The sequence below is a fragment of the Nocardia sp. alder85J genome (genome assembly GCF_020176955.2).
GTDB lineage: Bacteria > Actinomycetota > Actinomycetes > Mycobacteriales > Mycobacteriaceae > Nocardia.
The window spans coordinates 385,603-399,584 of record NZ_JAIUCZ020000004.1; the positions used below are offsets into that span (position 1 = coordinate 385,603).

Below are 13,982 nucleotides of genomic sequence, written 5' to 3' on the forward strand. Positions count from 1 at the left end.
AGGCGTGCCGCGCCAGTCGACTACGCGGCACGCCGGGCCGGGCGCCTCGTTGCGCCCGCCGTACCTGGCGGGCGACGTCCCGGCCCGAACCGCACCCGGCCGCTCGGTGACGTCACCTCTGGCAGGGAATGACCGTGTGTGTCAACGTGTTCCGCGGCGATTCACTGCTCCGGCAATCGGCGCCGGCCACCGGCCACGTCGATCACGAGATCAGTGTAACCGTCCACCAGTTCGGCCAAGTGGTACCAGTGTTTATGGGTATTGTCACTGCGCGGCCCGTCGCGGTCGATGGCCATATTGGCGTCGACCCAACTGCGGGCCATCCGATCGACCACCGCGCCGAGGCTCTCGGTGTGCAATGAGGACCCGTTGCGGTGCTGTGGCAGTTCCTGCTCCACCCAGTCGTTGATGTCCTCGACGAGTTCAGTACGGCGGCAATCGATCTCGGCGACCATCAACGGGTCGCCGATCTCCGCGCGCCGACTGTGTAACTCGGCCAGGGCGCGTGCCGATCGCAACAGCACTCGGTCCTGGAACCGGCGTCCCTGGAACGCGCACAGTAATTGCGGCGCGGTCGGCAGCACTCCGGCAATCGACATCGTCATCGCTGCGCCCCCTGCACGGCCAGATGTATCACTAATCGCACCAACATGATTGGTCTCCGGTTTCAGCTATACCGGTCATGGGATCGGTGTTTCAGAACTAGGCTTGTAAGCATGATGCTACTTGCAGATGCAAGAACACAAGGGCTGGAACGCAAAAATGCGTTCTAGGAATTGCATCGGGTAGCTGAGGTGCGGCTGGAGGTCAGTGTATCGATGGCAGGAAAACGTACCGCGCTCACCGTGCAGTTGCGGCGGCTCGCCGTGCTGCTGACGGAGCTGCGGGAGGAGGCCGGCGTCAGTAAAGAGGAGGTCAGCGCCCGCAGCGGCATCAACGTGACGACGTTGTACCGCATCGAGACCGCGCAGGCGCGGCCGCAGCGGCGCACGCTGATGGCCATGCTCGATCTCTACGGGGTCGACGAGGAGCGCCGCGCGGATGCCTTGAAGTTGCTACAGGAAGCGCAGAAGCCGGGCATGTCGCGGCCGTTCGAGGCGGCGGTGTCGGAAGTGTATGCGGCGTTCATCAACTTCGAGAACGCCGCATTGTCCGCGCGCCTGTTCGAAATGTCCTATATACCCGGCCTATTGCAGACCGAAAGGTACGCCTGGGCGGTATTGGACACGACGATGCCGAAGGCCGAGAGTTCGGTGATCGAACAGCGCCTGCGGGCCCGCTTCGAGCGCGCCAAGGTGCTGACCCGGCAGGACGATCCGCTGGAACTGTGGGTGGTGCTGGACGAGGCCGCGATCCGGCGGGTGGTCGGTGGACCCGAGGTGATGCGGGAACAGCTGCTGCGGCTGATCGACGAGTCGGAGAAGCGCAACGTGATCCTCCAGGTGCTGCCGTTCGAGGCCGGGGCGCATCCGGCGATGATCGGCTCGTTCGTGGTGCTGGACTTCCACGAACCCGCCGATCCCGAACTCGTCTACATCGAGGGCGCCGCGGGTGACGACATCGTGGAGGGCCGCGACGGGGTGCGCCGCTTCGGCGTCATGTTCGACCAGCTGCGCGCCATGGCGCTGAGCCCCCGCGATTCGATCACCCTGATCACCGAGGCCGCGGAAAGCCTGCGGTGATCCGCTGGTGGTGACGCCGGTCGCGCGGACCGGCGTCGACGAGTTGCGTTCACTCGCCCGCGATCCGGGCGTCGTAGGCCGCCCGGGCGCCGTCGCTGTGCAGGAAGGCCTCCTCGAAACCGGCGACGCGGCGCAGGAATCGGGTCACCGGGCGCGGTAGCATCGCCCAGACCGCCGCGCTGGGCGCGAGACTGCGGGGGATCACCGCCTGGCGGCGACCGCCGGTGAGCACCGCGACGACCGCGGCCGCGATCTGCTCGGGCGCCACCGGCCGGCTGAGGCGATTGATGCTGATACCGCTGATGAGTTCGGTGGCGGTGAACGACGGCAGCACCACCGACACCCGGATGTCCCGCGCGGCCAGTTCCGCGTCGAGCGCCTCGCTGAATCCGACCACCGCGAATTTGGTGGCGTTGTAGAGCGCCATGCCGGGCGCCGGGATGCGCCCGGCGATCGAGGCGATGTTCACGATGCGGCCGCCGCGACCGGTCATCGCGCGGGCGGCGGCCCGGCTGCCGTTGATCACGCCGTGCACGTTGATGTCCACGCACCGGCGCACCAGCGCGTCGGACTGTTCCAGCACCGGGCCGATCGGCATGATGCCCGCGTTGTTGATCCAGATGTCCACCGGGCCCAGCTCCCGCTGCACCAGTTCGAGGAAGGCGGTCACCGAGGCGGGATCGGTGACATCCATGGTGTCGCCGAGGATGCCGAGATCACCCGCGGCGGTCTTCACGGTGACGGTGTCGATGTCGCCGATGGCGACCTGGGCGCCCTGCTTCCGGAGTGCGGCGGCGACGGCCCGGCCGATGCCCCGGGCGCCGCCGGTGACGACGACCACCTTCCCGGCGATGACGAAACGGGTCACGGATGGCTCCTCTCGAGTTCTTCCAGGGTGCGGCGCAACACCTTTCCGGAGGCGCCGCGCGGCAGTTCGGTGACGACGATGATGTCGCGCGGCATCCGCGAGCGCGGCAGTTCGGAACTCAGCCGGGCGCGCACCGCCGCGAGGTCGAGATCGGCCGCGCCGTCGGCCACCAGATAGGCGCGCAGCCGCTGCCCGAAGTCGGCGTCGGCGACCGGCACCACGACCGCGTCGGCCACCCCCGGATGCCGTTGCAGCGCCAGCTCGACCTCCTCCGGGAAGACGTTCTCGCCGCCGGAGACGATCATGCCGTCGGACCGGCCGGTGACGTACAGCCGGCCGCGGTCGTCCAGCTGCCCGCGGTCGCCGGTGTCGAGGAACCCGTCGATCATCGCCCGGCTGCTGCCGTCGGTGTACGTCGTGACCTGTCCGGACGTGCGAACGAGGATGCGGCCGTTGGTGTTCGGCGGCAATGCGTGGCCGTCCGCGTCCGCGATGCGCACCGAGATCCCGAGCGCGGGCCGCCCCGCGCAGTCGGGCGCGTGCGCCAGATCCGCCGGGGTGGCGATGCTGATGTAGGACGCCTCGGTGGAGCCGTACAGGTTGTGCAGCACCGGCCCGAATGCGCCGGAGATCTCCGCGACCAGTTCCGGAGCCAGCCGCGCCCCGCCGCTGCCGATGATCCGCAGCGCACCGAGATCCGCTGCGGTGAGCCGATCCCCGAGCGCGAGCATCCGGCGCACCATGGTCGGCACCGCGACGAACACGGTGCACCGCCGCGCCGCCAGCTCGTCGAGCGCGCGCTGCGCGTCGAAGCGTCGCTGCAACACCACCTCCGCGCCGAGCAGCAGCGCGATGGTGGTGACGATCAGCCCCCAGCCGTGGAAGACCGGCGCCGACAACAGGATTCGATCATCGCGCCGCAGCGGGATCCGCGACAGCAGCCCCGCGGGCAGCAGCAGCGGATTCGGCGATTCGCGCGGCGCCCCCTTCGGGGTGCCGCTGGAACCGCTGGTGAGGATCACCACGGTACCCAGCCGGTCCGGCCGGGGCAGCGGCCCCGCCGGGAACGCGGCGGCGAGCCGGGCCAGCGCATTCCCCGGCTCCGGCCCGGAATGCCAGGCACACCAGGTGATCCCGTCGAATCCGGCCAGCGCGGGCGCGAACTCGTCGTCGTACACGATGGCGTCCAGCTGTTCCCGCGCCGCCACCTCGTCGACCTGACGATGCCCGAAATCGGAGTTGAGCAGCACCACCCGGGCCCCCACGGCCATGGCCGCGCACAGCGCCACCACCGCGTCGGCATGATTGCGGCACAGAATCCCGATACCCGGCTGCCCGCCGTCCGGCCGCGGCACGGTGGCGAACAACCGCGCGAATCGCTCGGTACGACTGCCGAATTCGCGATAGGTGAGAGTGCCGCGATCATCCCGGAAGGCGATCCGGTCACCGAACGCCGCGGCCGTCCCGGCGGGCAGCCCGCCGAGCGGCCCCCATCGCCGCGCCGCCCGGGCACTGGACAACGCGGCCTGCGGCGGCAGCGACAGCATGCCCGACCGCAGCAGCACGGCGAATGCGGCAGCGCCGGTACGCAATCGCGTGAGCGGAACAGAGGTCACCGGCGCACCGTCCCGGTCCCGGTTCGTGGGCTGCGCCGGCGGTTGCCCGGTGGTCCGGCAAGCGAGGTTCGTGGGTGAGATCCGGGAGAGCCGGGATGTCGGCTGATGGTCACTGATCGTCCTTCCGGGCGATGCGGTTGTCGCGCGTACTGCGGGTGGGCCGGGGCACGGCGCTACGGGCGGGGCCACCGGGCGGCCAGCAGGCGCTGGGCGCGGGTGTAGGTATCGAAGAAGGTGTCGCGCAGGCGATCCGGGGTCGGGGTGGGGAAGCGCTGGGTGGCGACGGTCTGGGGTTCGGTGTAGCGGAGGATGCCCTCGCGGCCGTGGCGGCGGCCCAGGCCGCTGGTCCGCATGCCGCCCATGGGGGCGTCCACCGAGGCGATGGCGGACAGGTAGCCGTCGTTCACGTTCACCGCTCCGGCGACGATGCGGCGGGCGATATCGGTGCCGCGCACCGTGTCCCGGGTCCAGACGCTGGCGCTGAGGCCGTATTCGCCGGTGTTGGCGGCGGCGATCGCGGCGTCCTCGGAGGTGACCGGGTAGACCGAGACGACCGGGCCGAAGGTCTCCTCGGCGCACACCCGCATCGCGGGGGTGACACCGGTGAGCACGGTGGGTTCGTGGAAGTAGGGGCCGAGGTCCGGGCGGGCGTGGCCGCCCGCGACCACCCGGGCGCCCTGGTCGACGGCGTCGCGGATGTGCGCGACGGTGGTCTCCCACTGGGCCGCGGTGGTGAGCGAACCCATGTCGACGTCCCAGCCGTAGCCGGCGCCGAGCCGCATTCGTGCGGTGCGGGCGGCCAGTTCGGTGACGAAGCGGTCGAAGACCTTGTCGTGCACGTATATTCGCTCGATGCCGATGCACATCTGGCCGGCGCTGGCGAAGCAGGCCTGTACCGCGCCCCGCGCGGCGGCGGACAGATCGGCGTCGGCGCAGACGATCATCGCATTCTTGCCGCCGAGTTCCAGCGAGGCGCCGATCAACCGGTCCGCGCAGCGGCGGGCGATATCGCGGCCGGTGGCGGTGGAGCCGGTGAAGCACAGATAGTCGACCGCCTCGATCAGCGCCGGTCCGATCGTGGCGCCGGGTCCCGCGACGATCCGCCAGACATCCTGGGGGAGACCGGCCCTCGTGGCCAGCTCGCGGGCGGCGAGCAGGGTCCACGGGGCCTGCGAGTCGGCCTTGCTGAGGACCGCGTTCCCGGCCAGCAGGGCCGGGATCACATCGCCCACGGCGAGAAACAGCGGGTAGTTCCAGGGGGCGATCACGCCGACCACGCCCTTGGGCCGGTAGCCCACCCGGGTGGTGACCACACCGGGCAGGACACTGCGCGCTCGTCGTTCGGCCAGGTGCTCGTGCGCGCGGCGGCCGTAGTACCGGGCCACCGACACCACGCCCTGCGCCTCGACCGCGGCGTGCACCCGCGCCTTGCCGGTCTCCCATTGCATGAGATCGCAGAGCAGGTCCTGGTGTTCCAGCAGTTGTGCGGCGAAGCGCAGCACGATGCGCTCGCGGTCGCGCACCGGCGTGGCCGCCCAGTCCGGTTGTGCGGCACGGGCGGCCGCGACCGTGCCGGCCAGACCGGTTGTGGTCGTACGCGGCAGGGGCGGCAGACTCGCGCCGGTGAACGGTGCGGTGGCGCTGCGCGGTTCGTCCGACGGCGGCAGGTGGGACCGCAACCGGTCCAGCAGGCCGGGGGTGATCGAGTCCGGCGGGGTCGCCGCCGCGGTGGTGGTGGTCATGCTGTCTCCCAACGGTTCCGGCCCGGTCAGCTGATGGGCAGTTCGGCCGCGGCGGGCAGCCGCTCCAGCCGGACCGGCAGGCCGTCGGCGGGGACCGGGCCGGTGGCGATCTCCAGCGGTACCCGGTACCCGTCCGGCACGGTCCACCGGTAGCGCAGCAACATCTGGTGCAGCACCGACTTCACAGTCATGCCACCGAAGTAGAGCCCGATGCACTTGTGCGCGCCGCCGCCGAAGGGCGCCCAGGCGAACCGGTGCCGCCCGGCGGCGTCGGCCTCGAACCGGCTCGGATCCCAGCGATCCGGGTCCGGCCAGGCCCCCGACCGTCGCATCATCGGGTAGGAGGCCGCCGCGATCAGGGTGCCCGCGGGGATGTAGTGGCCGTTGATCTCGGTGTCGCGCAATGCCTCTCGCATCTGCTGGCTCACCGGCGAATACATCCGCAGCGTCTCCTTGAACGCCAGTTCCAGGCCGGGCAGCCGGTCCAGATCCGGGTAGGTGAGGTGCACGGAGCCCAGCGCCTGCGATTCGGCCCGCAGCCGGTCCTGCCACTGCTGATCCCGGGCCAGGTGATACGCGAGCATGGACAGCGCGATGGTGCTGGTGTCGTGGGCGGCCATCAGCACGAAGATCATGTGGTCGACGATCTCGGTATCGGTGAAGGTGTGCCCCTCGGCGCTGGCGGTGTGGCACAGCACGCTGAACAGGTCGGCCCCGTCGCCGGATCGCTTGCGGGGCAGTTCGTTCCGGAAGAACTCCTGGAGCACCCGGCGGCCGCGCAGCCCGCGCGCCCACAGCCCGCCGGGGATGGGCGCGCGGACCAGCGCCTGGCCGCCGCGCACCGCGTCGATGAAGGCGTGTTCCAGCCGATCGGCCTGGCCGGGCCGCAGTCCGGAACCGACGAACACCTCGGTGGCGGTCTCCAGCAGCATCTTCTTGGCGGCGTCGAACAGCCGGAATTCGCCGCCCGGCTGCCAGGTCGAGAGCCGTTGCGCCACTGCGGGATCGATGATGTCGAGATAGCCGATGAGGCGGGGCCGGGTGAACGCCTGCTGCATGATCCGGCGGTGGTACAGGTGTTCCTCGAAGTCGCGCAACAGGATTCCGCCGTCGAAGAACGCGCCGATCAGGAAGTCCCAGCCTGCCTTCGCGGAGAAGACCTTGTCGCGGTCGAGCAGCACCTGTTCCATCCCGGCCGCATCGCCGACCACGACCACGTCGCGGCCCATCGCGGTGCACCAGAACACCGGGCCGTAGCGGCGTTCGCCGCGCCGGAAGAAGCCCAGCGGGTCGTCGAGCAGTTGCAGGCTGGCGCCCAGATACGGGATGCCGCCGTCGCCGGGCACCGGCAGCAGTCCGCTGCCGGCCGGGGGAGCGGCCAGCGGCCGGGATACCGCGGGGTAGCGGCCGGTCAGCGCGGCGGCCCCGCTGCGCGCCAGCCGGGCGGCCTGCTTCCAGGTCGATGCGTTCACGGCCGAGTCTCCTGATTCGTGGTTCGGCGGTCGCGGCCGCCCGAATACCCCAGGGGCGCAGCCGTCGCCGATGCGCGGTACCACCGTCCATCTGACAGTGATGTCTGTCGAAAACGTAGATCTGACAGGATTGTCTGTCAAGATGGGGGAATGGCACGAGTTACACGTAACTACGGTGGCCTGAGCGCCGAGCAGCGCCGCGGCGAGCGCCGCGCGCGGATTCTGGACGCCGGGCTGGACGTCGTCGGCCGCGACGGGATGTCGGCGATGACCATGACGGCCGTGTGCGGGGCCGCCGGTCTCACCGAGCGGTACTTCTACGAGAGTTTCGCCAATCTCGACGCCCTGCGGCGTGCGGTCGTCGACGAGCTGCTGGCGGAGGTCACCGGCGTCATCATGGCCGCGCTGACCACCGAGCCGCCGCAGCTGCGGGTCCGCTGCAAGGCCGCGGCGACCGCGATGTTCGAGGTGCTGGCGGCCGACCCGCGCAAGGCCCGGACCTTCCGGGAGGCGAGTTCGCGGGAGGATCTGCAACAACTGCGCGACACCGTGTTGCAGGGTTTCGCGGCGGTGCTGGCCGAGCAGATGGCGGAGCTGGCCGGGCTCGGTGATCCGCGGTTGCGGCCGCGGCTGATCGCGGCGACGACGATGCTGGTCGGCGGCCTGGCGGAGACCATCTCGGCCTATCTCGGCGGCAGCCTGCCGGTGCCGCCGGAGGTGTTCATCGACACCGCCGCGCAGCTCTGCGTCGATGCCGCGACCGGACTCGGCGGGCTCTGAACGCGGTGGTGGCGCCGTCGAATTCGACGGCGCCGGAAACGAATACAGCGAGGAGAACGTATGCGGCTGATCGCCGATCACGAGGTGTGCGAGGGGCACGGCATGTGCCTGTCGCTGATTCCGGATCTGGTCACCCTGGGTGACGACGGCCGGGCGGCGGTGACCGCCGGGGTGCCCGCGGCGGCCGAGGCCGAGGCGCGGCTGGCTGTCGACAGCTGTCCGGTCCAGGCATTGCGGCTGGTCGGGGCGTGAACGGGGCTCGACTTGCGTCACGGCACGGTCCTTGAAACAATGATAGAAATATCGTTACATTCTTTCACCACATTCTTTCATCGAGGAGTGCAGGGCATGGCGGGATTCGATGCGACCGGATTCGACACCGGAATCCGGGAGGCCGTGCCGATGCCGGTCGACGACGAGATTCCCGACGGCGACTCGCCACTGGGGCCGGGGTCGCTGGTGTGGAAGTTCTACGGGGACGTGCGCGGCACCCTCGGCTTCCAGCGGGTCGCGGGCACCGAGAACTGCATCGAACAGCTGGGCAAGGCGGTCGAGGACCATTCCGTGGTGTTCACCGACACCCTCGGCCGGGCCCGCCGCAGCGCCAAGGCCATCATGCAGACCGTGTACTCGGAGAACCCCTACGAGTGGGGCCGGCGGGTGCGTGACTTCCACCGCGACATCAAGGGCACCGTCGACAGCGACGGCTCGCGCTACCACGCCCTGAATCCGGAGCTGTTCTATTGGGGCCACGCCACTTTCGTGGATCAGGTCATCTACACCACGGATACCTTCATCCGCCGGCTGTCCTACGACGAGAAGGTGCGGATCTTCGAGGAGAGCAAGGCGTGGTACCGGCTCTACGGCGTGAGCACCCGCAGCGAACCCCAGACCTACGAGGAGTTCCTCGCCTACTGGGACGCCATGCTGGACCGCTTCGTGCCGACCCGGTCCGTCCGCTACGGCACCGGCTATCTGCGCCGGGGACTCCCGGGACCGCGGCGTATCCCGGCGCCCGTCTGGGCCGTGTTGTCCGCGCCGCTGAACGCCTTCCTGCGGCTGGTGGTCGTGGGCACGCTGCCGCCGCAGATGCGCGCGGTGTGCGATCTGGACTGGGACACCAAGCGGGAGAAGCGTTTCCAGCGCTTCGCCGCCGGAATGCGAGCCCTGAACCCGGTGTTCAACCGGCTGCCGGTGGACAAGCTGTACGTGAAGTGGGCCGCCGAGGCGTGGGAGCGCAGCGGGGTGGACCCGCGCCGGGTGTGCAACGGGAAGTAGCGGCTCGGGGGCCGGCGGGTGCGAGCGCGGGAAATCGACTCCCCCAGCGGGGCGGGGGCTCAGCGCAGTGCGGCGCGGCCCCGGACGCGGCCCAGGACCAGCAGCGCTACCAGCGTGACCGCGACCAGCACGGTGGTGTCGGCGGCGGCGTCGAACACGTCGCCGCGGTCGGTGGCGGCGAAGATGGTGACCGGCAACGTCTTCCAGGTCGCCGGGTACACCATCACGGTGGCCCCGAGCTCACCCATCGACAGTGCGATCGCCAGGCCCGCCGCCGCACCCAGGGCGGGCAGCAGCAGCGGCAGCGTGATCCGGGTCAGCACCCGCAGCGGCCCGGCGCCCAGTGACTGCGCGGCCTGCCGATAGGCCGGGTCCAGCCGGTCCAGCGCCGCGGCGACGCCGCTGTAGGAGTAGGCCAGCACCAGGACCGTATGGACCACGATGACAATCCATTTGGTGCCGCCCAGCAGGATCGGCTGCTGGTTGAACACGATCAGCACGCCGAGCCCGATCGCCACCGACGGCACCGCGACCGGCAGATGGAACACCGCGTCGGTGCCGCGCCGCCACCACCGCGGCGTCTCGCGCACGGCGAGCGCCGCCCAGGTGCCCAGCACCAGCGCGACGGCTCCGGCCAGCAGCGCCGTCTGGAGGCTCACCGACAGGCTCGCGGCCTCCTCCCCGGCCAGCGCGTGGTGAAAGTTGGTGAATCCCAGCCGCGACGGCAGCGGACCGGTCCACCGGCCCGCCAGCGCGGCGGCCACCACGGTGGCGATCGGTGCGGCGAACACCACGAGCACCACCAGCGCGAACACCGTCAGGATCACCGCGCGACCGCGGCCGGTCCACACCAGCATGTTCAGACCTCCTGTGCCCGGCGGGTTCCGGTGAACCACGCGAACAGCACCCGATACCCGGCGTAGAGGGTCAGCGACAACACCACCTGCACCGACGCCAGCACCGCCGCACCCGGCAGGTCGAAGGTCACGATGCCGCGGGTGTAGATCAACGCGGGCAGCGTGAGCACCCCCTTGGCGCCGGTGAACAGCACGATGCCGAATTCGTTGAGCGTCAACAGCAGTACCAGGCTGCCACCGGCCGCCAGTGCGGGCCCCGCCTCCGGCAGCACCACCTGCCGCAGCACCCGCCACGGCGACCCGCCCAGGCTCGCCGCCACTTCCAGCTGCTCCCGCGGCAACTGCGCGAACGCGGCCAGCAGCGGCCGCACCACGAACGGGGTGAAGTAGGTGATCTCGGCCAGCGCCACCCCGGTCGGCGTGGTGAGGAAATGCACTGCCGGGGCATGATTCCCGCCGATCTTCGCCAGCAGCGCGTTGACCGCCCCGGCGGTGCCGTACAGGAAGGTGAACGCCAGCGTGATCAGGAACGACGGCAGCGTCAGCACGGTATCGATCAACCGCCCGACCACCGCCGATCCGGGAAACGGCACGAAGGCCGGCACCACCGCCAGGAAGGTCCCGAGCACCAGACAGCCCGCGGTCGCGCACGCGGCGATGGACACGGTGTGCCACAACGCATCCCGGAACGCCTGCGACCCCAGCACCCGCGACCACACCGCCGTCCCGCGACCGTGCGGGGTCACCGTCGACTCGGTCAGCACCCGCACGATCGGGTACACGGCGATCACCAGCACCACGAGCAGGGGCGGCAGCGACCACAGCACGGGCCGCCACCACGACCGCGCGGCCGGATTCTCCGTATCCTCCTCGCCGACCGGCGGTTCCAGCACTGTCGATACGCTCATCGCACCCTCCGGAGTACGGCCGCAGCGGCCGAGCCGTACGGCAGGCGCACCCGGTGCCGGGTCGCCGTCCGGTTGTCGGCCCGGCACCGGGTGCGCTGATCGCCGGTGGCCCGCGGGCCGGTCATCTCGGCAGCGGCCGCTCGAACGGCGATGGTGCGGCCGGTGCCGGCAGACGTCGTTGCCACGATGGCGCGGTCGGCGACGGCCGGCACCCGGCCCCCCTCATGGGCCGGGTGCGCGGCGGCGAGGACGGCGACGCCGGTGGGCGCCACCGGGTCCGGGCTCCACGGATACCGGCCGCGAGGGGACCGCGGCCGGGTCGTGAGCCGACCGAGGCGAATGGAACCGCCACCACCGCAACGGAGTCGACAGCGTCCGCGGTCATGGCTACGGTCGGCGGCAAGGCGCGCTCCATCGCGATCCGGGCAGGATGCGGCGGCCGCGGCGGGGACCGGGCCGGGCCTCATGCCGCCCCCACGGCGGCGGGGATCAGGACGCCCGCCGGGTCGGGCAGGTGGACGCCGACCACGGCGCCGGGGGTGGTGTCGAGCTGGCCGGGCAGGTCCGCGGTGAGGTCGACCGGCAGGCCGTCGACGTCCAGCACGAGCCGGGTGGTGGCGCCGCGCCAGACGCCGGAGATCACGGTGGCGCGCAAGGATTCTCGCTCGCCGACCGGGCACAGCCGCACGGTGTGCGGGCGGACGCAGAGCATGCCGTCGTCGTCGGGCTTCCATTCCAGTTGGCCGACACCGGGTTTCGGTGCCTCGGCGCGCAGCGTCAGCTCACCGACCGCGACGAAGGCGGCGGTCCCGGAGACGTGTTTCACGCTGCCGGGCAGCAGATTCGCGCCGCCGAGGAAGGCGGCGGTGAACGAGCTGGGCGGGCGGCGCCACAGGTTCTCGGCGGTGTCGACGTCGACGAGGCGGGCATCGCGCATCACCGCGATCCGGTCGGCCAGCGCCAGCGCCTCCGCCTGGTCGTGGGTCACGTACAGCATCGCGGTGTCCGGTAGAGCTTTTCGCAACTGCTGCAATTCGGTGAGCATGCTCTGCCGCAGCTGCGCGTCCAGGGCGGCGAGCGGTTCGTCCAGCAGCAGCACCGGGGGGCGGATGGCCAGGGCGCGGGCGATCGCCACCCGCTGCTGCTGGCCGCCGGACAGTTCACGCGGCAGCCGGCGCTCGTAGCCGGTCATGCCGACCATCTCCAGAGCCTCGGCCACCCGGGCGCCGATCTCCCTGCGCGGCACCCGATGTGAGCGCAGGCCGAAGGCCACGTTGTCGAACACCCGCAGGTGCGGGAACAACGCGTAGGACTGCACCACCACGCCGATGCCGCGGGCGGCGGGCGAGGTGCCGGTGACGTCGCGGCCCGCGAGCCGCACCCGGCCCGCGGTGGGCCGGACGAATCCGGCCAGCGCCCGCAGCGCGGTCGACTTGCCGGATCCGCTGGGGCCCAGGAGCGCAACCGTCTCACCGGCCGCGACGCGCAGGGAGAAGTCGGCCAGCGCGACGGTGGCCTTGCGGCCCCGGCCGTAGCTCACGCCGACCCGGTCGAACACGATCGCGGGCGCGATATCGGGATCGGTGGCGGCGGTGGTCGCGGCGGTCACGGCCCTGGGCGTGGACATGGTTGCGCTCCTGTCGGTGTCGATCAGCTACCGGTGGCCTTCTGGTACGCGGCGACGTCACCGTCGAGATCGCCGAGGACCTTGGTCCAGTCCGGATTGATCACGGTGACGTCCTTCAGATAGGCCGCGGGGGAGACGGTTCCCGCCGGGGCCGGTGCGTCCTTCAGATCCTTGCGGACCGGGACCGCGACGGCGTCCGGGCCGAGAGTCTGCTGCGCGTCGGCGGACAGCAGGTACTCCATCAACTGCTTCGCGGCATCCTTGTGCGGGGCGCCCTTGGCCATCCCCATCACGTACGGCAGCGCCACGGTGGAGCGCTTGCCGTCGGCGGTGGCCGGGAAGAACACGGCGAACTTCGCGCCCTTGTCCTTGATCTCCTGGACGTTCATCTGCACATCGCCGTTGGCGACCAGCAGCTCACCGTTGTCGACCTTCGGTTGCAGTTTGCCGGTCGAGGAGGACGGCCCGACGTTGTTGGCCTGCAACTTGCCCAGGTAGTCCAGCGCCGCCTGCTTGCCGTACAGCTGTTGCAGCAGCACCAGCACGGCGGTGCCGTCACCGGCCTGGCCGGGTGTCGAATACTGCACCTTGCCCTTGTAATCCGGCTTCAGCAGATCGTCCCAGGTGAGCTTGCCGGCGTCGGCCACCCGCGGATTGGCGATGAAGCACAGGTAGTTCCCGGCCAGCGTCACGTACTTGCCGCCGGGATCCTTGTCGACGTCGGCGACCGCGCCGGTGTCGGCGCCGCTGGCCTGCAACAGGTTCGACGCGGCGGCCTTCTGGATGAACGGCGGCAGCGTGACGACGAGGTCGGCCTGCGGGTTGGACTGCTCCTTGTCCACCCGGTTCACCACCTCGCCGGAACCGGCTTCCACCTCGTTCACCGAAATCCCGGTCTTGTCCTTGAATTTCGCGAAAATGGTCTTGTACCAGTCGCCGAGGCCGTCGGCGGAGTAGACGGTGACGGTCTTGTCACCGCCGCCGGAGCTCGAGCCGGTGCCGCCGCAGGCTGCGGCGGAGACCGTGACCGCCGTCGCCGAGGCCAGGATCAGTGCGGTGCGTGCCAGGCGTTTGGTCGAAATGCGCACGATGACTGCAACTTTCATGTTGTGCGGAACGTGAGTCGAAGGGATGGGGGACGAGGGCGGATGG

At 70.6% G+C, this 13,982-nt stretch carries 14 protein-coding genes; 4 read left to right on the forward strand and 10 right to left on the reverse strand.

Translation table 11 applies throughout. The annotated features are described in order from the left end of the window. Nucleotides 1-161 precede the first annotated feature (161 nt). Nucleotides 162-605 carry a DUF4254 domain-containing protein gene (locus LBW94_RS17750; protein WP_416276910.1) on the reverse strand — a complete coding sequence of 148 codons (444 nt, stop codon included), beginning with the start codon at nt 603-605 and terminating at the stop codon, nt 162-164. Between the two features lie 213 nt (nt 606-818). Between LBW94_RS17750 and LBW94_RS17755 the strand changes: the two genes are divergently transcribed. Next, nucleotides 819-1,682, forward strand: a complete 864-nt coding sequence (locus tag LBW94_RS17755; RefSeq protein ID WP_225057520.1) for a helix-turn-helix domain-containing protein — start codon at nt 819-821, stop codon at nt 1,680-1,682. A gap of 49 nt (nt 1,683-1,731) precedes the next feature. Here LBW94_RS17755 and LBW94_RS17760 read toward each other — a convergent pair whose 3' ends face one another. From LBW94_RS17760 to LBW94_RS17775, 4 genes are all read right to left on the reverse strand, one after another. Continuing rightward, nucleotides 1,732-2,550 carry an SDR family oxidoreductase gene (locus LBW94_RS17760; RefSeq protein WP_225057519.1) on the reverse strand — a complete coding sequence of 273 codons (819 nt, stop codon included), beginning with the start codon at nt 2,548-2,550 and terminating at the stop codon, nt 1,732-1,734. Continuing rightward, complete coding sequence (locus LBW94_RS17765; RefSeq protein ID WP_225057518.1) at nt 2,547-4,166, reverse strand: AMP-binding protein; 1,620 nt, start codon at nt 4,164-4,166, stop codon at nt 2,547-2,549. Before LBW94_RS17765 ends, LBW94_RS17760 begins: the two co-directional genes overlap by 4 nt. 173 nt (nt 4,167-4,339) lie before the next feature. Further along, nucleotides 4,340-5,908 carry a succinic semialdehyde dehydrogenase gene (locus LBW94_RS17770; protein ID WP_225057517.1) on the reverse strand — a complete coding sequence of 523 codons (1,569 nt, stop codon included), beginning with the start codon at nt 5,906-5,908 and terminating at the stop codon, nt 4,340-4,342. Nucleotides 5,909-5,934: 26 nt separating this feature from the next. Beyond that, nucleotides 5,935-7,380 carry a cytochrome P450 gene (locus LBW94_RS17775; protein WP_225057516.1) on the reverse strand — a complete coding sequence of 482 codons (1,446 nt, stop codon included), beginning with the start codon at nt 7,378-7,380 and terminating at the stop codon, nt 5,935-5,937. Nucleotides 7,381-7,530: 150 nt separating this feature from the next. On the opposite strand from LBW94_RS17775, the gene LBW94_RS17780 reads away from it, so the two are divergent. The 3 genes from LBW94_RS17780 to LBW94_RS17790 all read left to right on the forward strand — a co-directional run bounded on the left by LBW94_RS17780 (nt 7,531) and on the right by LBW94_RS17790 (nt 9,438). Next, complete coding sequence (locus tag LBW94_RS17780) at nt 7,531-8,160, forward strand: TetR/AcrR family transcriptional regulator (protein ID WP_225057515.1); 630 nt, start codon at nt 7,531-7,533, stop codon at nt 8,158-8,160. 60 nt (nt 8,161-8,220) lie between these two features. After that, nucleotides 8,221-8,412, forward strand: coding sequence for a ferredoxin (locus LBW94_RS17785; protein ID WP_225057514.1), 192 nt, complete (start codon nt 8,221-8,223; stop codon nt 8,410-8,412). 96 nt (nt 8,413-8,508) lie between these two features. Further along, entirely contained in the window at nt 8,509-9,438 is a 930-nt protein-coding gene (locus LBW94_RS17790) for an oxygenase MpaB family protein (RefSeq protein ID WP_225057513.1), read from the forward strand. A gap of 59 nt (nt 9,439-9,497) precedes the next feature. On the opposite strand, the gene LBW94_RS17795 is transcribed toward LBW94_RS17790, so the two are convergent. From LBW94_RS17795 to LBW94_RS17815, 5 genes are all read right to left on the reverse strand, one after another. Further along, nucleotides 9,498-10,295, reverse strand: coding sequence for an ABC transporter permease (locus tag LBW94_RS17795; RefSeq protein WP_225057512.1), 798 nt, complete (start codon nt 10,293-10,295; stop codon nt 9,498-9,500). Nucleotides 10,296-10,297: 2 nt separating this feature from the next. Further along, complete coding sequence (locus tag LBW94_RS17800; RefSeq protein ID WP_225057511.1) at nt 10,298-11,203, reverse strand: 2-aminoethylphosphonate ABC transporter permease subunit; 906 nt, start codon at nt 11,201-11,203, stop codon at nt 10,298-10,300. Beyond that, on the reverse strand, nt 11,200-11,475 hold the full coding sequence (locus LBW94_RS17805) for a hypothetical protein (protein ID WP_225057510.1): 276 nt from the start codon (nt 11,473-11,475) through the stop codon (nt 11,200-11,202). Before LBW94_RS17805 ends, LBW94_RS17800 begins: the two co-directional genes overlap by 4 nt. 191 nt (nt 11,476-11,666) lie before the next feature. After that, complete coding sequence (locus LBW94_RS17810; RefSeq protein WP_225057509.1) at nt 11,667-12,830, reverse strand: ABC transporter ATP-binding protein; 1,164 nt, start codon at nt 12,828-12,830, stop codon at nt 11,667-11,669. A gap of 23 nt (nt 12,831-12,853) precedes the next feature. Continuing rightward, nucleotides 12,854-13,936 (reverse strand): 2-aminoethylphosphonate ABC transporter substrate-binding protein, encoded by a 1,083-nt coding sequence (locus LBW94_RS17815; RefSeq protein WP_225057508.1) that lies wholly within the window; start codon nt 13,934-13,936, stop codon nt 12,854-12,856. Nucleotides 13,937-13,982 lie beyond the last annotated feature (46 nt).